19 protein-coding genes and 1 pseudogene are annotated in these 18250 nt (G+C 73.7%); 8 read left to right on the top strand and 12 right to left on the bottom strand.

Going from position 1 to position 18250, the window contains the following annotated elements; genetic code table 11:
- Positions 1–99: 99 nt before the first annotated feature.
- Positions 100–1731, bottom strand: coding sequence for a glycoside hydrolase family 13 protein (locus tag BMW27_RS07005; protein WP_091441101.1), 1632 nt, complete (start codon positions 1729–1731; stop codon positions 100–102).
- A gap of 219 nt (positions 1732–1950) precedes the next feature.
- Here BMW27_RS07005 and BMW27_RS07000 point away from each other — a divergent pair, with 219 nt between their 5' ends.
- The gene (locus BMW27_RS07000) at positions 1951–2172 is read left to right on the top strand and encodes a hypothetical protein (protein WP_091441098.1); all 222 of its coding nucleotides are present in this window, start codon (positions 1951–1953) and stop codon (positions 2170–2172) included.
- 111 nt (positions 2173–2283) lie between these two features.
- Here the strand turns inward: BMW27_RS07000 and BMW27_RS06995 are convergent, their stop codons facing one another.
- Positions 2284–2565, bottom strand: a complete 282-nt coding sequence (locus BMW27_RS06995; RefSeq protein ID WP_091441096.1) for a winged helix-turn-helix transcriptional regulator — start codon at positions 2563–2565, stop codon at positions 2284–2286.
- A complete protein-coding gene (locus BMW27_RS06990) occupies positions 2562–2966 on the bottom strand; it encodes a VOC family protein (protein WP_091441093.1) in 405 nt (134 codons plus the stop codon). The genes BMW27_RS06995 and BMW27_RS06990 overlap by 4 nt, the downstream gene beginning before the upstream one ends.
- Before the next feature lie 17 nt (positions 2967–2983).
- On the opposite strand from BMW27_RS06990, the gene BMW27_RS06985 reads away from it, so the two are divergent.
- Together BMW27_RS06985 and BMW27_RS06980 are read left to right on the top strand one after the other, a co-directional pair.
- Positions 2984–3361, top strand: a complete 378-nt coding sequence (locus BMW27_RS06985) for a transposase (protein ID WP_091441090.1) — start codon at positions 2984–2986, stop codon at positions 3359–3361.
- A gap of 228 nt (positions 3362–3589) precedes the next feature.
- A complete protein-coding gene (locus BMW27_RS06980; RefSeq protein WP_175486400.1) occupies positions 3590–4012 on the top strand; it encodes an ester cyclase in 423 nt (140 codons plus the stop codon).
- Positions 4013–4481: 469 nt separating this feature from the next.
- On the opposite strand, the gene BMW27_RS06975 is transcribed toward BMW27_RS06980, so the two are convergent.
- The 5 genes from BMW27_RS06975 to BMW27_RS06955 all read right to left on the bottom strand — a co-directional run bounded on the left by BMW27_RS06975 (position 4482) and on the right by BMW27_RS06955 (position 8883).
- On the bottom strand, positions 4482–4916 hold the full coding sequence (locus BMW27_RS06975; RefSeq protein WP_175486399.1) for an ester cyclase: 435 nt from the start codon (positions 4914–4916) through the stop codon (positions 4482–4484).
- A gap of 274 nt (positions 4917–5190) precedes the next feature.
- Positions 5191–6006, bottom strand: coding sequence for a succinate dehydrogenase/fumarate reductase iron-sulfur subunit (locus BMW27_RS06970; RefSeq protein WP_091441081.1), 816 nt, complete (start codon positions 6004–6006; stop codon positions 5191–5193).
- Entirely contained in the window at positions 6003–7799 is a 1797-nt protein-coding gene (locus BMW27_RS06965; RefSeq protein ID WP_175486398.1) for a fumarate reductase/succinate dehydrogenase flavoprotein subunit, read from the bottom strand. Before BMW27_RS06965 ends, BMW27_RS06970 begins: the two co-directional genes overlap by 4 nt.
- On the bottom strand, positions 7799–8512 hold the full coding sequence (locus BMW27_RS06960; protein WP_245743344.1) for a hypothetical protein: 714 nt from the start codon (positions 8510–8512) through the stop codon (positions 7799–7801). The genes BMW27_RS06965 and BMW27_RS06960 overlap by 1 nt, the downstream gene beginning before the upstream one ends.
- 113 nt (positions 8513–8625) lie before the next feature.
- Positions 8626–8883 carry a hypothetical protein gene (locus tag BMW27_RS06955; protein ID WP_091441074.1) on the bottom strand — a complete coding sequence of 86 codons (258 nt, stop codon included), beginning with the start codon at positions 8881–8883 and terminating at the stop codon, positions 8626–8628.
- Positions 8884–9059: 176 nt separating this feature from the next.
- Here BMW27_RS06955 and BMW27_RS06950 point away from each other — a divergent pair, with 176 nt between their 5' ends.
- The 4 genes and pseudogenes from BMW27_RS06950 to BMW27_RS24550 all read left to right on the top strand — a co-directional run.
- Positions 9060–9788, top strand: a complete 729-nt coding sequence (locus tag BMW27_RS06950; RefSeq protein WP_091441071.1) for a glutamine amidotransferase — start codon at positions 9060–9062, stop codon at positions 9786–9788.
- A 4-nt stretch (positions 9789–9792) separates the two neighbouring features.
- The gene (locus BMW27_RS06945; RefSeq protein ID WP_217638056.1) at positions 9793–11301 is read left to right on the top strand and encodes an MFS transporter; all 1509 of its coding nucleotides are present in this window, start codon (positions 9793–9795) and stop codon (positions 11299–11301) included.
- The gene (nhaA, locus tag BMW27_RS06940) at positions 11298–13928 is read left to right on the top strand and encodes a Na+/H+ antiporter NhaA (RefSeq protein ID WP_091441067.1); all 2631 of its coding nucleotides are present in this window, start codon (positions 11298–11300) and stop codon (positions 13926–13928) included. Before BMW27_RS06945 ends, nhaA begins: the two co-directional genes overlap by 4 nt.
- Positions 13929–13947: 19 nt before the next feature.
- A pseudogene (locus BMW27_RS24550) lies at positions 13948–14124 on the top strand (glycerophosphodiester phosphodiesterase family protein); the annotation flags it as partial.
- A 273-nt stretch (positions 14125–14397) separates the two neighbouring features.
- Here the strand turns inward: BMW27_RS24550 and BMW27_RS23270 are convergent.
- The 3 genes from BMW27_RS23270 to BMW27_RS06920 all read right to left on the bottom strand — a co-directional run bounded on the left by BMW27_RS23270 (position 14398) and on the right by BMW27_RS06920 (position 16211).
- Positions 14398–14766 carry an STAS domain-containing protein gene (locus tag BMW27_RS23270; RefSeq protein ID WP_175486397.1) on the bottom strand — a complete coding sequence of 123 codons (369 nt, stop codon included), beginning with the start codon at positions 14764–14766 and terminating at the stop codon, positions 14398–14400.
- A gap of 473 nt (positions 14767–15239) precedes the next feature.
- Complete coding sequence (locus BMW27_RS06925) at positions 15240–15548, bottom strand: hypothetical protein (protein ID WP_091441057.1); 309 nt, start codon at positions 15546–15548, stop codon at positions 15240–15242.
- Positions 15549–15626: 78 nt separating this feature from the next.
- Positions 15627–16211, bottom strand: coding sequence for a hemerythrin domain-containing protein (locus tag BMW27_RS06920; RefSeq protein ID WP_175486396.1), 585 nt, complete (start codon positions 16209–16211; stop codon positions 15627–15629).
- A 129-nt stretch (positions 16212–16340) separates the two neighbouring features.
- On the opposite strand from BMW27_RS06920, the gene BMW27_RS06915 reads away from it, so the two are divergent.
- Positions 16341–16601 carry a hypothetical protein gene (locus BMW27_RS06915; protein WP_091441527.1) on the top strand — a complete coding sequence of 87 codons (261 nt, stop codon included), beginning with the start codon at positions 16341–16343 and terminating at the stop codon, positions 16599–16601.
- A gap of 25 nt (positions 16602–16626) precedes the next feature.
- Here the strand turns inward: BMW27_RS06915 and BMW27_RS06910 are convergent, their stop codons facing one another.
- Positions 16627–17814 carry an acyl-CoA dehydrogenase family protein gene (locus BMW27_RS06910; RefSeq protein ID WP_091441050.1) on the bottom strand — a complete coding sequence of 396 codons (1188 nt, stop codon included), beginning with the start codon at positions 17812–17814 and terminating at the stop codon, positions 16627–16629.
- Between the last annotated feature and the right edge of the window lie 436 nt (positions 17815–18250).

Below are 18250 nucleotides of genomic sequence, written 5' to 3'. Positions count from 1 at the left end.
GCCGTGGGCCGCTCCCGCCCGCCCGGTGACGTGCTGGAACGGCCCCTGTCCAGGGCCCACCTCGAGCGTGCGAAGGGTGGGGAGGACGGGGGCCGTTCCTCAGTCCTCGAGCACCCAGACGGCGCTGTCCGGCGGGAGCGCCACGGTGCCGCCGGAGCGGCGGACGGCTGCGGTCGAGGCGATCAGCACCTGGCCGGGGCAGCCGGCGAGCACCGTCTCGCTGCCCATGTTGACCACGCAGCGCACCGCCTCACCGCCGCCGACCGAGCGGATGGTCAGCACGTCGCCGCGGGTGGTCACCGTCGCCGAGCCGGAGGAGAAGGCCGGGTGCGCCTTGCGCAGCGCCAGCGCACGGCGGTGCAGGGTCAGCGTCGAGCCGCCCTGCCCGGTCTGCACCGAGACCGCGTAGCGGCCCCAGTCGGCGGGGATGGGCAGCCACGGCTCGGCCGCACCCTCGGGGGAGAAGCCGACGCCCTCGGTGGGGTTCCACGGCATCGGCACGCGGCAGCCGTCGCGGCCGGCGCGGGCGCCGCCGCTGCGGTGGAAGATCGGGTCCTGCTTGGCCTCGTCGGGCACCTGCGCCTGCGGCAGGCCCAGCTCGTCGCCCGCGTACAGGTAGGCCGAGCCGGGCAGCGCCAGGGTCAGCAGCGCCGCGGCGCGGGCCCGGGCGGCGCCGACCTCGCCGCCGCCGAAGCGGGTGACCTGCCGCTCCTTGTCGTGGTTGCCCAGCACCCACGACACCGGCGCGCCCACCCGGCCGTAGGCGTCCAGCGCGCCGGCGATCGCCTCGGCGAACGGCGCGACCGCCCATGGCGACTTCAGCAGCCGGAACGACAGCGACTGGTGCAGCTCGTCGGGCCGGGAGTACAGCGCGACCTGCTCGAGGTCGGCCAGGCAGACCTCGCCGACCAGCATCGTGTCGGGGTACTCGTCGCAGATCGACCGCCAGCGGCGCCACACGTCGTGCACCTCGGGCTGGTTCCAGGTCATCGCCTGCTCGGGGCCGTGGCCGAACAGCGTGGGGGCGTAGGCGCCCGGGTTGTCCCGCAGGCCGGCGTCCTTGTAGAGCCCGTAGGCGACGTCGACGCGGAAGCCGCTGACGCCGCGGTCCAGCCAGAAGCGCAGGGTCCGCTCGAAGTCCTCGGCCACGACGGGGTCGCGCCAGTTGAGGTCGGGCTGCTCCGGGGCGAACAGGTGCAGGTACCAGCGCCCGTCCGGGGTGCGCGACCAGGCCGGCCCGCCGAACAGCGACTGCCAGTTGTTCGGCGGCTCCTCCGACGCCGGCGCGAAGTGGTACCGCGAGGCCTCGGGGGAGTCCGGGTCGGCCAGCGCCGCCCGGAACCAGGGGTGCTGGTCCGAGGTGTGGTTGGGGACGACGTCCAGCACGACCTTCAGGCCGAGCCGGCGGGCGTCGTCCACCAGCGCCTCGAGGTCGGACACGTCGCCGTAGTCGGGGTCGACCGCCCGGTAGTCGACGACGTCGTAGCCGCCGTCCGCGCCGCCCGAGGGGTAGTGCGGGTTGATCCACACCGCGTCGACGCCGAGCCAGGAGAGGTACGGCAGCCGCTGCCGCAGCCCGCGCAGGTCACCGATGCCGTCGCCGTCGCTGTCGGCGAAGGAGCGCAGGTACACCTGGTAGACGACCGCGTCCCGCCACCAGGGGGCGGGCGCGGCTGCCGGAACGACCCGGCGCCGGGGCTGGGTCCTCGCGAGGGAGAGGCGGCGTGCCATGCCGCCACCATCGGCTGATCCGGAGCCGAGGTTGTGCAGCAGATCCCACGAACTGGGGAGGCGGCGCTGGCACAACCCGCCAACGGGCCAGTTCGCCTGTGACGCCCGGTGCGGATGTGCCGGGACGGGCGCCACGGGACGCGCGGGCGGGTCGGTCCGGGTCGCGTGCGCGGGCCACCGGCCGGGTACGGACCGACGCACCGTTGGAGGGAGGACACCGTGGAGCCTGATCCCCGGCCCGGTGAGGACGACGTCGACCGCGACGACGCGCAGGCGCTGACCCGGGCGACCGGCGGGGGCGGGAGCGACGAGCCCGACGCGTCGAGCACCACGGGCACCGGCGAGTCCGCTGGGTTCGTCGGGCGGGTGGCCGGTCAGGACGTCGGCTACGCGGAGGAGACGGGAGCCGAGCGCCGGGCCGCCGCCCAGCAGGACGACTAGGCCGTGTTGATCGAGTCTGATTGATCCAGATCAGGGTGGCGGCGAGGCAGAGGGGCGGCGCAGTAGCTGCGGAAGAGTTCGTCGGAGCGCGTCGCGATCCCGTTGCCACACCTAGGCCTGCTCGGCGCCCCAGCGTCCGAGCGCGACGATCGCCTCGCGCAAGGCAAGCCCGCGATCGGTCAGCGCGTAGGCCCGGGTGTTGTGCCGGAGCGGCAGACGGGTCAGTACGCCGGCCGCTTCGAGCTCGCGCAGGCGGGTCGCGAGCATGTTCGTCGGCACTCCGAGGTCGCGCTGCAGATCGCCGTAGCGCTGCGGCCCGTCGAGCAGCCGCTCCACGACCAGCAGGGCCCACCGTGCTCCGACGATGTCGAGGGCCGCGGCGAGGTCGCTCACGCGGTCGGATCGGCGTCCGGCTTCATCCAGAACGGCGAGTAGTGGTAACCGTCGGGGTCGTCGAACTGGCGCTGGTACATGAAGGGGTAGTCGTCGGTGTCACCGATCCGCCCGCCGGCGGCGCCGGCGCGCTCGGTGAGCTCGTCGACCGCCTCGCGGCTGCCGAGGTCGAACGAGACCGTGACCTTCGAGGGCGTGTGGGGTCCGCCGACCAGCTCCTCGACGCCGCCGACGCTCGCGTACATCTCGCGGCTGCCGAGCATGACGTACTGCTCGGGCGCGATCGCGAAGCACGACACGTTGTGATCGGACATCTCGGCGTTGAGGGTCCAGCCGAGGGCGGTGTAGAAGGCGGTCGCGCGCTCGACGCTCTCGACCGGGCAGGTGATGAAGAGGCTCATGCGGTCACACTTGCAAAATGCAAGTGCGACGTCAAGTCCCGGCCGCGCACTCACGTTGGGCCGTGTTCATCGAGAGCTTTCGTTTCCGCGCGAACCGAGCCTGGCTTCGCGCACGAGGCATCGCGGCGACGATCCCTGAGCGGGACGACCAGAAGGCGCACCGCCGCAAAGAGCCGGGCAGGCCGATCGACTTCGGCGACCAGCAGCAGGAACGCTACAAGGGCCGCAATGTCGTCGAGCGCTGCTTCAACCGGCTCAAGCAGTGGCGCGAAATCGCGATGCGCTCCGACAAGCTCCTCCGCAGCTACCGGGCCGCCGTCAGCCTCGCCGCCACCTTGATCTGGATCGAATCAGACTCGATCAACACGGCCTGGGGCCCGTCCTTCGGATCATGAGCACCCGTGACTGCTGCCGGTGCCGCTGAGCGGCCCACCTGGGGACACCGCTCGCGCGTGGCTCGACAGAGCTCTTGCTGGGTCAGTCCGTCGAGGCGGCACGGTCCGCGAGCGGGCCCGCTCCCTGCGGTCGACATGCGTCGTTCGGGACGAATAGGCTCGTCGGTCGAGTCCCCGCCGTCGGCGCCTGGCGGGGAGTCGGGAACAACCGGCTCAGGGAGGGCGCAGATGAGCACCGAATCCGCCACGGCCCTCGTCCGCCAGGTCGTCGACGACTGGAACAAGGCAGATCTGGACGCCCTCGACGAACACCTGGACCCCTCTACGTACGTCAACCGCGATCCCAACAACCCCGAGGTGACCGACTTCGCCAGCTACAAGCGCTGGGCAGCCGCGGCCCGGGCCGCCTTCCCGGATCTGCACGTCACCATCGACGACCTGATCGCTGAGGGCGAGAAGGTCGCCAAGCTGTGGAGCTTCGAAGCCACCCACCAGGGCGAGTTCCTGGGCATCGCCCCGACCGGCAAGCGCATAACCTGGAGCGGGATCACGATCTACCGCGTGTCCGGGGATCGGGTGGTCGAGTGCACCTGGAGGACCGATGCGCTCGGACTCCTGCAACAGCTCGGCGCCATCCCAGCCGCGCGGTAGTGCACTGCCTGCCTGTCGCACCGGCACATCGCGGACCAGGTCGGCACGCGCCGTTCGGGCCAGGGCTCGTCTCCTGATCCCGTAGCCAGATCACGATCGAGGACGAGTACGCCGCCGAAGACGGTGTCGTGCTCGTCGTAGCGGGTGAGGGTGTAGCCGGCGGCGATCAGCGCCGGTACCCACAGCCGGCGGTCGGTCTCGATGCCGACGACCACCTGCGACGGCCCGGCGTCCTCGGCCAGATGCTCGGTGATCGGAGCGTGCAGCGCCGCCAGCCCGTCAGCCCCTCCACCCATCGGCCACAGGACCTCACCCAGGTGTGCTGCCGAGGCCGTCCCCGAGCCGCTCTCGGTCCCATGGCGGCCCACTGGGGGTCAGCCGAGGTGGCGGTAGGAGCCAGGTGAGCCACCTCCGCGGCGGGCGGTCGTTCCCCGTATCCCTGTACCGGAAGCGGGGCAGGAGCCGCGTCTCAGGCTGGAGCCGGGACGGCGCCCAGCTGCACCATCAGACCCAGGAAATCTGCGGTCGTCCAACGCTCGACCACCTGGTCGCCACGAAACCGCATGATCGTGATGCCCTGGAAGACGTAGAGCCGGCCCGTGGCGGGCACGCCCATGAAGTCGCCGCGGTGCTGACCCGACACGGCGAACCGGCAGCTGTACAGGTCGCCGTCGACGAGATGCTCGTAGAAGTCCAGCTGCGGGTCGGGGCGCCCCGGTGCCCCCATGGCCGACCAGAACTGCTGGTAGAAGCCAGCCACGGACGTCTTGTCCATCGGATTCGGCTCCACACCGTGGAACTGCAGGTCCTCGGCGTACAGCTCGAGGTAGCCGGGCAGGTCCCCGGCGTTCCACCGCTGCCGTGCCCGTTCGACCTGTTCGACCCGTTCGGCGGGAGTGGTCACAACTCCTCCTGCGCGACGCGACCTCGCAGCCCCTCGGAGGACCCTGGCAGCCGAGCCTCGGCCGCCCCCAGAGCCCTTCGTCCCGCCAGGCCCTGCAGCCGCCTCCAGGGACATGGGTGGCGGCGCGCGTGATCCGTAGGACAGGCCCCCAGCAGCCCCTCCCCCGGGCTGGCCGCGTCCAGAGGCTCGCCGCGAGGCCTCGTCCCGGGCCCCGCCCTGAGCTCGCGACGGGTGGGGAGGACGGGTCCTTCCACGGTGAGGACGGGGTCCTCCCTCAGTCCTGACGGCGCCGCCGGATCTTCGACCCGAGCCAGGTGAGCGGGTCGTACCTGCGGTCCACGACCCGCTCCTTGAGCGGGATGATCCCGTTGTCGGTGAGGTGGATTCCCTCGGGGCACACCTCGGAGCAGCACTTGGTGATGTTGCAGTAGCCGAGGCCGAACTCCCGCTGAGCGGCGTCCCGCCGGTCGACGACGTCGAGCGGGTGCATGTCGAGCTCCGCGAGCCGGATGAGGAAGCGCGGCCCGGCGAAGACGGCCTTGTTCTCCTCGTGGTCCCGGATGACGTGGCAGGTGTCCTGGCACAGCCAGCACTCGATGCACTTCCGGAACTCCTGCGGCCGGTCGACGTCCACCTGCTGCATCCGGTGGTTGCCGTCGGGGTCCCGGGGGCGGGGGGTGAACGCCGGGACCTGGGCGGCCTTCTCGTAGTTGTACGAGACGTCGGTGACCAGGTCGCGGATGACCGGGAAGGTCCGCAGCGGGGTGACCGTCACCGTCTCGTCCTCGGCGAACGTGTTCATCCGGGTCAGGCACATCAGGCGCGGCCGCCCGTTGACCTCCGCGCTGCAGGACCCGCACTTGCCGGCCTTGCAGTTCCACCGGACGGCCAGGTCGCCGGCCTGGGTGGCCTGCAGGCGGTGGATGACGTCGAGGACGACCTCGCCCTCGTTCACCGGGACGGTGAAGGTCTGCAACTCCCCGCCGGAGGCGTCGCCGCGCCAGACGCGGAAGGTGGCGTCGTAGCCGCCGCGGCTCCCTCCCGGACCCTCGTCGACCGCGCGGGTGCTCGGTTCCCCCGGCTCGGTCACGGCTGCTCCTCGAAGACCTCGGCCAGCTCCGGTGGCATCTCCGGCAGCGGCTGCCGGGCCACGGTGACCCCGCCGTCCGGCGTCCGGGTGCAGACCAGGTTGAGGCGCCCCCACGCCTGGTCGGTGGCGGGGAAGTCGTCGCGGGTGTGCCCGCCACGGCTCTCCTGGCGGGCGAGCGCGGCCCGGGCGATGCACTCGCTGACCGCCAGGAGGTGCGGGAGGTCGAGCGCCAGGTGCCAGCCGGGGTTGTACTGCCGGTGCCCCTCCACGGACAGCGCCGCCACGCGTTCCCGCAGCGCGGCGATCCGCTCCAGCGCGCGTTCCATCTCCGGGGCGGTGCGGATGATCCCGACGAGGTCGTGCATCGTCTGCTGCAGTTCGGACTGCACCGCGTAGGGGTTCTCGCCCCCCTCCCGCTCGAACGGCTCGAGGGCCGCACGCGCCGCCTCGGCCAGCGCCTCCTCGCGGAGGGCGACCAGGCCGGCCCGTTTCCCCGCGTGCTCGGCGGCGGCGGCACCGGCGCGCCGGCCGAAGACCAGCAGGTCCGACAACGAGTTGCCGCCCAGCCGGTTGGACCCGTGCATGCCGCCGGCGACCTCGCCCGCCGCGAACAGCCCGGCGACCGACGCCTCGGCGGTGTCCGGGTCGACCTGGACACCGCCCATCACGTAGTGGCAGGTGGGGCCGACCTCCATGGGCTCGGCCGTGATGTCGACGTCGGCCAGTTCCTTGAACTGGTGGTACATCGACGGCAGCCGCCGGCGGACGTAATCGGCGGGGCGCCGGCTGGCGATGTCGAGGAACACCCCGCCGTGCGGGGAGCCGCGCCCGGCCTTGACCTCGCTGTTGATCGCCCGGGCGACCTCGTCACGGGGCAGCAGCTCGGGCGGGCGCCGGTTGTTCTTCTTGTCGTCGTACCAGCGGTCGGCCTCGTCCTCGGTCTCCGCCGTCTCCTTGCGGAAGAAGTCGGGGATGTAGTCGAACATGAACCGGTTGCCGGCCGAGTTCCGCAGGACGCCGCCGTCGCCCCGGACGCTCTCGGTCACGAGGATCCCGCGCACCGACGGGGGCCACACCATCCCGGTGGGGTGGAACTGGACGAACTCCATGTTCACCAGGCCGGCGCCGGCCTGGAGCGCCAGGGAGTGCCCGTCGCCGGTGTACTCCCACGAGTTCGAGGTGACCTTGTAGGCCTTGCCGATCCCACCGGTGGCCAGCACGACCGACGGCGCCTCCCACGCGACGAACCGCCCCGACTCGCGCCAGTAGCCGAACGCGCCGGTGATGCCCTCGGCGTCGGTGAGCAGCCGGGTGACCGTGCACTCCATGTAGACGTCCACCCCGAGGGCGACCGTGCGCTGCTGCAGGGTGCGGATCAGCTCCAGCCCCGTGCGGTCGCCGACGTGGGCCAGCCGGGCGTAGCGGTGGCCGCCGAAGTCGCGCTGGCTGATCAGCCCGTCGGGGGTGCGGTCGAACAGCGCGCCCCAGTCCTCGAGCTCGCGCACGCGGTCGGGCGCCTCCTGAGCGTGGAGCTGGGCCATCCGCCAGTGGTTGAGCATCTTCCCGCCGCGCATGGTGTCCCGGAAGTGCACCCGCCAGTCGTCCTCGGGGTAGGCGTTGCCCATCGCCGCGGCGATGCCGCCCTCGGCCATGACGGTGTGCGCCTTGCCGAGCAGGGACTTGCAGACGACGGCCGTGCGCGCCCCGGCCTCGTGCGCGGCGATCGCGGCCCGCAGGCCCGCGCCGCCGGCTCCGACGACGACGACGTCGTAGCTGTGCCTCTCGAAGTCCATCAGAAGAACCTCAGGTCGCTGATCGTGCCGGTGGCGAGCAGGAAGACGTAGAAGTCGGCGAACGCGACGGTGAACAGCGAGATCCAGGCGTACTGCATGTGCCGGGCGTTCAGCTTCGACACCGCCGTCCACGCCTTGTAGCGCAGGGGGTGCTTCGAGAAGGTGTTCAACCGGCCGCCGACGATGTGGCGGCAGGAGTGGCAGGAGATCGAGTACAGGAACAGCATCACCGCGTTGACCAGCAGGATCACCGTGCCCAGACCCATGTGGCCCCACTCGCCGGTCTCGTCGCGGAACCCGCGGAAGGCCTCGTAGAAGAGGATCACGTTGAACAGCAGGGCGGCGTACAGGAAGTACCGGTGGACGTTCTGCCCGACGAGGGGGAACCGGGTCTCACCGGTGTAGCGGCGGTGCGGCTCGGCGACCGCGCACGCCGGCGGGGCCAGCCAGAACGACCGGTAGTAGGCCTTGCGGTAGTAGTAGCAGGTCAGCCGGATGCCCAGCGGCAGCACGAGGATGTAGATGGCCGGGGAGATCCAGGCCGGGCCGGTGAAGAACTCGGGGAAGCTGTCGCCCTCGCACCGCGTCGTGATGCACGGCGAGTAGAACGGCGAGATGTAGGGCGAGGCGTAGTAGTGCGCGTTCTGGAACGCCCGGAACGTCGAGTACGCGATGAACAGCAGCAGGACGACGACGGTGACCAGCGGCTGCACCCACCACCGGTCCGTCCGCAGCGTCCGGGCCGCGATGGCCGCACGCCCCGAGGCCGGCCCTCCGCCGCCGCGTCGCGGGGAGGCCGCCCCGGTCCCGCGCGGCGCGGTCGTCGTCACCGGAAGGTGCGGCTCGACCCGCCGGGTCCCGGGTCGTAGCCGTCGTCCCACACGACGGCCGACGGGCTCGGGACGTCGAGGGCCGTGCGCGCCCCGCCGCACAGCAGGGCGAGGTCGTCGCGCAGCCGGGCGACGTCGATCCTGAGCCGGCGCGCGTCCACGGTGTCCCCGAAGTGCCGGGCGAGCGGGGTGCACGCGTTCTCCAGCGCGTCGACGGCCCGGCGGGCCGCCGCCACGTCCTGCTCCAGGGACATCGCTGCCTCCAGGTGCCGGTTCCACCGCCGCCGAGGCGGTTCGCGCAGTCGACCACGGGAGCCCCGGCCCGCGGAAGCACTTCCGCAGCGGTGGGCGGCGGCACGGCGGGGCCCGGACCGCCCGGGCGGCGCGCTCGTCGGCACGGGTCGGTCGGACACGCCTAGCATCGGCGCCCGTGCGGCCCTTCCTCCTGCTGGCCTCGCGGCCCGAGGACGAGGCCGCGGACGACGAGTACGCCGCCTTCCTCCGCGCCACCGGTCTCGACGAGTCCGGGCTGCGGCGCATCCGGCTGGAGGCCGGGCCGCTGCCGCGGCTGGACCTCGACGACTACGCCGGGGTGCTCCTCGGCGGGGGGCCGTTCAACTCCAGCGACCCGGCCGAGGGCAAGTCCGCCGTCCAGCGGCGGGTCGAGGCGGAGCTGTCGGCCCTGCTGGACGAGGTCGTCGCCCGGGACCTGCCCTTCCTCGGCGCCTGCTACGGCATCGGCACCCTCGGCGTGCACCAGGGCGGGGTGGTCGACCGCACCCACGGCGAGCCGGTCTCCTGCGTGCCGGTGTCGCTGACCGACGCCGGCCGGGCCGACCCGCTCCTCGCGGGCATGCCGGAGGTGTTCGACGCGCTGGTCGGTCACAAGGAGGCCTGCCGGGTGCTGCCACCCTCGGCGGCGCTGCTGGCGACGTCGGCCGGCTGCCCCGTGCAGATGTTCCGGGTCGGGCGCAACGTCTACGCCACCCAGTTCCACCCCGAGCTCGACGTCGCCGGCGTCGTCACCCGGGTCCGGGTCTACCAGCACGCCGGCTACTTCCCGCCCGCGGAGATGGAGGACCTCATCGCCCGGGTCAGCCAGGCGGTGGTCACCGAGCCCAGCCGGGTCCTCGCCAACTTCGTCGCCCGGTACGGCTGAGCCGGTGGCCCGGGGACCGGTCCTGCCGGACGGCGGCCTGCGGATGGGGACCCCGCAGGGCCGCTGGGTGCTGCTGGCGACCGTGCTCGGGTCGAGCCTGGCGATGCTGGACGCCACCGTCGTCAACGTGGCGCTGGAGCGGATCGGCACGGAGTTCGACGCCGGCTTCACCGGCCTGCAGTGGACCGTCAACGCCTACACGCTCACCCTCGCCTCGCTGATCCTGATGGGCGGTTCGCTCGGCGACCGCTTCGGCCGGCGGCGGGTGTTCGTCGTCGGCACGGTCTGGTTCGCGGCGGCGTCCCTGCTGTGCGGCCTGGCGCCCGACGTGGGGACGCTGGTCGCCGCGCGGGCGCTGCAGGGCGTCGGGGGCGCCCTGCTGACCCCGGGCAGCCTGGCGCTGATCTCGGCGTCCTTCTCCGGCGCCGACCGGGCCGCGGCCGTCGGCGCCTGGTCCGGGCTGGGCGGGGTGGCCGGTGCGGTCGGGCCGTTCGTCGGGGGCTGGCTGGTCGGCGTCGAGTGGCGCCTGGTCTTCCTGCTCAACCTCCCGCTGGCCGCGGTCGTCGTGGCCGTGGCGGTGCGTCACGTGCCGGAGTCGCGCGACCCGGAGGCGGCGCGCTCACTGGACTGGCGGGGGACGGCGCTCGTCGTCGCCGGCCTGGGTGCACTCACGTACGGCCTCACCGCGGCGGGCGAGCCCGGGCGCGGCCCCGGCGTCTGGGGCTGGGTCGCCGCGGGGCTGGTCGCGCTGGCCGCCTTCACCGTCGTCCAGCGGCGCTCCCCGGCGCCGCTGGTGCCCCCGGCGCTGTTCGCCTCCCGGCAGTTCACCGCCGCGAACGCCGTCACGCTGCTCGTCTACGCCCCACTCGGGGTGGTCTTCGTGCTGCTGGTGCTGCACCTGCAGGTGGTCGCCGGGTTCGCCCCGCTGCCGGCCGGCACCGCCGTGCTCCCGGTGACCGCGCTGATGCTGCTGTTCTCCGCGCGCGTCGGCGCGCTGGCCCAGCGGGTCGGCCCCCGGCCGCTGCTGACCGGTGGCCCGCTGGTCGCCGCCGCGGGGGTGCTGCTGATGGCGCGGATCGGCCCGGACGCCGGCTACCTCACCGACGTGCTCCCCGCGACGGCGGTGTTCGGCGTGGGGCTCACGCTGCTGGTCGCGCCGCTGACCGCGACGGTCCTGGACTCCGCGCCCGACCGGCTGGCCGGCGTCGCCTCCGGGGTGAACAACGCCGTGGCCCGCGCCGCCGGCCTGCTGGCCGTCGCGGTCGTGCCGGCCGCGGTGGGGCTCGGCGGGGTCGGGGTCGGCGACCCGGCCGCGTTCGGCGCCGGCTTCCGCACGGCGATGCTCGCCTGCGCCGGCCTGCTGCTCGCCGGCGCGCTCGTCGCCGCGGCGCTGGTGCGCCGGCCGCTGGGGACGCGGGAGCCGCAGCGGCGGCTGCCGATCGAGGAGTGTCTGCACTGCGGCGTCACCGGGCCGCAGGTGCACCCGGCCGCGATGGGGGAGGGGACGCGATGAGCACCAGCGTCAGCCGGCAGTCCACGCCGGGCGGGTGGGGTCTGCTCGCCCGGGTGGCCCCGCTGCGGCAGCGGCTGCGCACCGAGGCCGGGGGTGCCGGGCTGCTGCTCGCCGCCACCGTCATCGCGCTGCTGTGGGTCAACTCGCCGTGGGGCGGCAGCTACGAGACCTTCTGGCACACCGAGTTCGCCGTCCGCTTCGCCGGCGCCGAGCTCGCCCTGGACCTGCAGCACTGGGTCAACGACGGCCTGATGGTGTTCTTCTTCTTCGTCGTCGGGCTGGAGATTAAGCGCGAGCTGGTGATGGGCGAGCTCACCGACCGGCGGCGGGCCGCGGTGCCCGCGCTGGCCGCCGTCACCGGCCTGGCGGTGCCGGCGCTGGTCTACGTCGCGTTCACCCTCGGCGACGAGGCGGCCTCGGCGTGGGGCGTGGTGATCTCCACCGACACCGCGTTCCTGCTCGGCGTGCTCGCGCTCGTCGGGCCGGCCTGCCCGGCGCAGCTGCGGCTGTTCCTGCTCACCCTGGCCATCGCCGACGACGTCGGGGCGCTGACCGTGATCGCGCTCTTCTACACCGAGGACCTCGCCGTGGGCCCGCTGGTGCTGGCGGTGCTGGGGCTGGCGTTCATGATCGGCCTGCGCTACCTCAACGTGTGGCGCGGACCGGCCTACCTGGTCCTGGGCCTCGCGGTGTGGGTGGCGATGTACCTCTCCGGCGTCCACCCCACCCTCGCCGGGGTGGTGATCGCGCTGTTCACCCCGGCCTATCCGGCCCGCCGGGACGAGGTGGCGGACGCCGCCCGGCTGACCCGGGCCTACCAGCAGTCGCCCAACCCAGAGTTCGCCCGTGCCGCGCGGCTGTCGATCGACCGGTCGGTGTCGGCCAGCGAGCGGCTGCAGCAGCTCTGGCAGCCGTGGACCAGCTTCGTGATCGTCCCGGTGTTCGCCCTCGCCAACGCCGGCGTCCCGCTCACCGGCGAGACGCTGCGCGCTGCGGCCACCTCGCCGGTCACCCTCGGGGTCGTCGCCGGCCTGGTGCTCGGCAAGCTCCTCGGCATCCTGCTCGGCACCGGCCTCGCGGTCCGGCTGCGCCTCGGCGAGCTGGCCCCGGGACTGACCTGGCTGCAGCTCGGCGGCGGCGCGGCGCTGTCGGGGATCGGGTTCACCATCTCGCTGTTCATCGTCGACCTGGCCTTCGACGACGAGGCACGGGCCGACCAGGCGCGGGTCGGCGTCCTGGTCGCGTCGGTGCTAGCGGCGCTGCTGGGCTGGGCGCTGTTCCGGCTGGCCGACCGTCGTCGTCCACCCGGCGCCGGGGGGCGCCCGGTGCTGCTCGACCCGCCGGTCGACGTCGACCGCGACCACGTCCGGGGGCCGGCCGACGCGCCGCTGACCCTCGTCGAGTACGGCGACTTCGAGTGCCCGTTCTGCGGCCGGGCCACTGGGACGGTCGAGGAGCTGCGCGAGCGGTTCGGGGACCGGCTGCGCTACGTCTTCCGGCACGTGCCGCTGGTCGACGTCCACCCGCACGCGCGGCTGGCCGCCGAGGCCGCCGAGGCGGCCGACGCGCAGGGCCGGTTCTGGGAGATGCACGACCGGCTGTTCGCCGGTCAGGACCGGCTGATGCCGACCGACCTGCTGGAGCACGCCGCGGCAGCCGGGCTCGACGTGTCCCGCTTCGCCCGGGACCTGGGGTCGAGCCGGTTCGCCCGCCGGGTCGAGGAGGACGTCGAGTCGGCCGAGGTCAGCGGCGTCACCGGGACCCCGACCTTCTTCGTCAACGGCCGGCGGCACACCGGCCCGTTCGACGCCGACAGCCTCGCCGCGGCGCTGCTCGCCGACGGAGCGGAGGACGGGCTGCCGCCGTCCGGCGACGACGGCCTGACCGGGCTGGTGCTGCCGGCGCTCGGACAACGGCGCGGTGAGCCCCGCCCGGAGGCGGACGACGTCCCCGCGGACGTGCCGGCCGACCTGCCCGAGACCCCCGACCGGGACGGCGCCTTCCCGCGGCTGACCGACGAGCAGGTCGCCCTGGTCGAGCGCTCCGCCACCCGGCTGCGCTGCGCGCCGGGGGACACCCTCTTCCGCGAGGGCGACGCCGGGTACGCCTTCCACGTCGTCGTCTCCGGGACCGTCGCGGTCGTGGAGGACCACGGCCGGACCGGCCAGCGGGTCATCTCGGTGCACGGGCGGCACCGCTTCCTCGGGGAGCTCGACCTGTTCAGCGGCCAGCCGGTGTCGCTGACCGCGCTGGTGCTGCAGCCGGCCGAGGTGCTGCGTGTCGAGCGCGAGCAGCTGCGGGCCGTCTTCACCGCCGACCCGGCGCTCAAGGAGCTGGTGCTGCGGGCCTTCCTGCTGCGCCGCTCGATGCTGCTCGAGCTCGCGGCCGACCTGCGCATCGTCGGCCGGGGCGGCTCGCCGGACAGCCGGCGCCTGCAGGAGCTGGCGCGCAGCCGCCGGCTGTCGGCCGGCTTCGTCGACCTGGACGCCGGCGGTGACGGCGCCGCGGTGCTCACCGAGCTGGGGGTCACCGAGGACGACCTGCCCGTCGTGGTGTGGCGGCGCGGCGGAGTGCTGCGCAACCCGACCGACGACGAGGTGCTGGCGGCCGTCGAGGCCCTGGACTGACCCCTCGGAGGTTCCACGGGTGCGTCACCGACACGGCAGGCGGCCGTCGTCCGCCGGTCGCGGGGAACGGCCAGCGTCCGCGCCGTGCGCGTCATCGGCCATCGCGGCACCCACCGGCCCCCTGCTCACCGAGAACACCCTCCCGGCCGTGGTCGCCGCCCTCGAGGCCGGCGCCGACGGGGTGGAGGTCGACGTGCGGGCCACCGCGGCCGGGGGCCGACCGGGTCGTCACGTCCTCCTTCGACACGGTCAGTGCCCGGACCCTCGCCGGGCACGGCACCGTCGGCGGCGCGGTGATCCTCCAACCGTGGCAGGACCCCCGCCGGATGGCCGGGTGGGCTCGGCGCTGCGGCCTCACCGAGCTGCACCTGTCTGTGGAGCACGTCCGCCGCGACCCGGCCGTGGTCGCCGACCCTGCACGCGGTGGGGCCCGCACCCACGCCACCGCGGGGTCGAGCGCCTGAGGGGGTCAGGCGGGCACGGGCTCGGCGTGGTCGTCGTCCAGGAGGTGCGGGCCCAGGCGCAGCCGGGTCAGCACCTGCTGCAGGTCGGGGGAGGCGCCGCTCAGCGTCATCCGCCGGTCGTGCCGCAGGAGGCGGCGGTAAGCCGCGCCGATCGCCCGCAGGCCGGTGTGGTCGGTCACGGTGAGCGCGGTGACGTCGAGCATCCAGCGCCGCTGCTCGGTGAGCAGCAGGCCGGACACCGCGGAGTGCAGGATCCGGGCCGTGCGGGAGTCCAGCCGGCCGATCAGCCGCAGGTGACCGCCGGCGACGTCGACCTCGGCGAGGAGGGGCGGGCGGAGGAGCTCACCGACCGGGGAGGGCGGCGGGAGGGACAAGCGATCACCTCGGGGGGCGAGCACGAGGCGTGGGGGCCGGCGGCCGTGCTGCGGGTCGAGCGGAGGGCCGGCGTCTGAACCCGCGGTCAGCCTATACGGAACAGTCCCGTCTCGGCAAAGCGGTGGTGCCGCGTGCGGTCGACCCCTCACCGGCAGCAGGGCAGTCGGGCCGCGGCGTGTCGGTGCGACTGCCCGCTGGGCGCACCGTCGTACGGCCGTCCCCGTGTGCACCGGCGCTGGCCCAGCGGACGGGCAGCGCCTCCGCCCCGCGGTGGGCGGGTGCCGGCGCGTCGGTCACCCGAGGGCGCAACAGCGCGCATTCACCTCGTCCCCGCCGGCTCGTGGCGGGCGATGGGGGACCGTGGATCCCCGACGGCCAACCGCACGGACCACCCGCACGTGGCCTTCCGGCCGGCCTGACGGACGAGAGCCTCCCCGCCCGGTCGGGCGGGGAGGCTCTCGCCGGGCCCGCTCTAGTCGGTGGCCGGCGGCAGCAGCCGCGGCATGAACACCTCGTCGATCGGACGCGGGCCGACGTACTGCCGGCAGGTGCACGGCACCCACTGGTGCCCCGTCCAGCGGCCCCGCTTGTCGTGCACGTCGCGCCGCAGCTCGGCGTAGCAGGTGTTGGTCTCGGTGTCGTGCTGGCTCAGCGTGTGGCCGCACCCGCACAGCGGCGCCGGGGGCGCCGGCGGGGGGGCGGGCCGTCGGCGGCTCAGCCGCCCGCCGAGGAAACCGGCCGCGAGCAGCGCCGCACCGACCAGCAGGGTGACAGGTTCCACCGGCGTGCTCCTCCCGTTCGCGGCACCCACGACGGTAGCGCGCGGGAGCGCGGAGGTCGGCCGATGTGCTGCCCGTGGTCAGCCCTGCTGCTTGCCCCTGCCGCTGACCGCGTCCCGGAGGTGGTCGATGAGGCTGGCGACCGGCCCGGCGACCGCGCGGACGGCGCCCTCGTTCGGCGTCAACGGGTGCGGGCGGGTCGGCGCCATCGCCTTGACCCGCTCGACGTCCTGGGCCATCTCCACCAGCTGCTCGCGGGAGAACGACGCCCGCAGCTCGGTGAACATCCGGCTCTCCTCGTGCTCGACGTGGTGCCGGATCTCCCGGATGAGCGTCGCCACCTCGGTGTCGAACTGCAGGTCGTCGGGCTCCATGCGCTCGAGCCGCTTCATGGTCTCCTCGGCCTCGGCGTGCTCGTGCTTGGAGTGCTCGGCCTCCTCGCGGTCCACCTGCTCCTCGACACGCGGGTAGACCCGGGTCTCCTCGGCCACGGAGTGCTTGACGAGGCCGATGGTCACCTCGTCGACCAGCTCCCGCTTGCGCCGCAGGACGTCCGGGCCGGTCTGCCCGAACAGGCCCTCGAGCTCGGTGAAGATGCGGTCGAACTCCCGGTGGTCGGCGCTGAGCAGGTCGACCACGTCACGCTGGCTGTCGGTCTGGGTCACGGCTGGCTCCTGTCGGTCGGGGGACGCCCGCAGGGTTCCCCGACCGGGTGAAGCACACACCCGCCCATGCCGCCAGTCGTGACCTGTTCGTGTTGTTTTCGCCGGTGTGAGGCAGGGCACAACCTGATCGTGCAGTCCTATGCAGTGGGGTTCGCCCGCCCGGACCGCTGGTCCCCGGGGAGGCCGACCGAGCAGAGCAGACCGTGGCACGCCGTCGAGGCGCACCGGCCGCCGAGCGAGCTGGACGGCGAGGTGGAGCTCGCCGTCTGCGGGGCGATCGTGCAGGTGTGGGGGTCGCAGGACTGGCGGCGGGTCGGCGTCGGCCGGACCGCGTGCCCGGAGTGCCGTGAGCTGACGTCGGCGGCCCGGCCGCTCAGCCGGGCCGGCTGAGCGGCCGCGCCACCCGCCCGACCCGTCAGCGGCGCTCGGGCCGCCGCCCGCTGATCGCCGACAGCCCGGTGATCTCCCGGCCCACGATCAGCGCCTGCACCGAATCGGTGCCCTCGAACGTGAAGACGGCCTCCATGTCGGCGTGGTGGCGGGCCACGTGGTGGTCGATGAGGATGCCGTCGCCGCCGAGGATGTCGCGGGCGTCGGCGACGATGGCCCGGGCCTTGGCGGCGTGGTTCATCTTGGCCAGCGAGGCCATCGCGGCGGTCATCCGGCCGGCGTCGGCGAGCTTGGACAGCCGCCAGCACATCAGCTGCATCGCCGTGATCTCGGCGAGCATCCGCGCCAGCTTGTCCTGGACCAGCTGGTAGCCGGCGATCGGCTGGCCGAACTGCTCCCGGCGCAGCGCGTGCGCGAGCGCCAGCTCGTAGGAGGCGGTGGCCAGCCCGAGCGCCCGCCAGGCGACGGTGTACCGGGTGCGGTCGAGGACCTGGGAGACGTCCTTGAAGGAGTGGCAGTTGGCCAGCCGGTTCTCCGCCGGCACCCGGACGTCGGAGAGCGTGATCTCGGCCTGCCACACCGCACGCAGCGCCGTCTTGCCGGTCATCACCCGGGCCTCGTAGCCCGGCGTGCCCTTGTCGACGACGTAGCCGCCGACGGCGCCGTCCTCCCCGCGGGCCCAGATGAGCACGTGGTCGGCGATGGTGCCGTTGCCGATCCACTTCTTCTGGCCGTTGAGCACGTAGGAGTCGCCGTCGCGGCGCACGGAGGTCTCCAGGCCGACGGCGTCCGAGCCGTGCGCGGGCTCGGTGAGACCGAAGGCGCCGACCTTCTCCAGCCTGGCCATCGCCGGCAGGAAGCGCTCCCGCTGCTCCTCGTCGCCCAGCATCGCGATGGACTGCATCGCCAGGAAGCTGTGCACGCCGTTGAAGGTGCCCACGCTGCCGTCGGCGCGGGCCAGCTCCGCGGCGACCAGACCGGCCGACACGTTGCTCATCCCCGGGCAGCCGTAGCCCTCGATGGTGCCGCCGGCGATCCCCAGCTCGGCGAGCTTGGGCACCAGCTCGAAGGGGAACTCGGCACGCTCCCAGTACTCGTTGATGCGCGGGGTGACCTCCTTCTCGCAGAAGGCGCGCACCCTGTCGCGGATCTCGACCTCCTCCGGCTCGAGGAGCTCCTCCAGGTCGTAGAAGTCGGGGCTCGGCTCGCTCATGTGACCGACGCTACGCCGACTCGGCTGCACCGCCCGGCCGTAGAGCCGGCGGCTCTCCCCGGCCCACTGCCCGGCTGAGCACGGGCCGAGGGGACCACCGTGGCTGAGCAGAGGGACGTCGTCGACGCGGTCCGGGCCGGGCGCAACGCGGCTGCTGGGGGTGCTGCAGGGCCCCGAGGTCCGGACCCGCCCCCGCGTTGCTCAGCACCCCGGCCGGCCGAACCGCGGCGCTGCACCAGCTCACCGGCGAGGGGGTGGCCGGGCTCCGCTCCACCGCGGCGCACCGGCCGGCCCTGCGACGCCTCGGTCTCCGGGGCTAGCGGGGGAGCGCCGACGTGTCGGGGACCGTGCTGTCCGGGGTGGTCCCGGCGGAGGGTGTGCTGCTGGCGGACGGGACCGTGCTGTCCGGGGTGGTGCCGGCGGAGGGTGTGCTGCT

Origin of the sequence: Geodermatophilus poikilotrophus, from assembly GCF_900111455.1 — a bacterium.
In the GTDB taxonomy this organism is placed as follows: Bacteria; Actinomycetota; Actinomycetes; order Mycobacteriales; family Geodermatophilaceae; genus Geodermatophilus; species Geodermatophilus poikilotrophus.
Note: the sequence above shows the minus strand (reverse complement) of the source record. Positions and strands in the feature narration are given on the sequence as shown.

What these genes read in the sequence shown, in the direction of transcription:
- BMW27_RS06965 (WP_175486398.1), bottom strand. Translation starts at nt 7,799, where the DNA reads ATGGACTTCGAGAGGCACAGCTACGACGTCGTCGTCGTCGGAGCCGGC.
- BMW27_RS06910 (WP_091441050.1), bottom strand. Translation starts at nt 17,814, where the DNA reads ATGAGCGAGCCGAGCCCCGACTTCTACGACCTGGAGGAGCTCCTCGAG.
- BMW27_RS06980 (WP_175486400.1), top strand. Translation starts at nt 3,590, where the DNA reads ATGAGCACCGAATCCGCCACGGCCCTCGTCCGCCAGGTCGTCGACGAC.
- BMW27_RS06990 (WP_091441093.1), bottom strand. Translation starts at nt 2,966, where the DNA reads ATGAGCCTCTTCATCACCTGCCCGGTCGAGAGCGTCGAGCGCGCGACC.
- BMW27_RS06985 (WP_091441090.1), top strand. Translation starts at nt 2,984, where the DNA reads ATGCAAGTGCGACGTCAAGTCCCGGCCGCGCACTCACGTTGGGCCGTG.
- nhaA (WP_091441067.1), top strand. Translation starts at nt 11,298, where the DNA reads ATGAGCACCAGCGTCAGCCGGCAGTCCACGCCGGGCGGGTGGGGTCTG.
- BMW27_RS07005 (WP_091441101.1), bottom strand. Translation starts at nt 1,731, where the DNA reads ATGGCACGCCGCCTCTCCCTCGCGAGGACCCAGCCCCGGCGCCGGGTC.
- BMW27_RS06955 (WP_091441074.1), bottom strand. Translation starts at nt 8,883, where the DNA reads ATGTCCCTGGAGCAGGACGTGGCGGCGGCCCGCCGGGCCGTCGACGCG.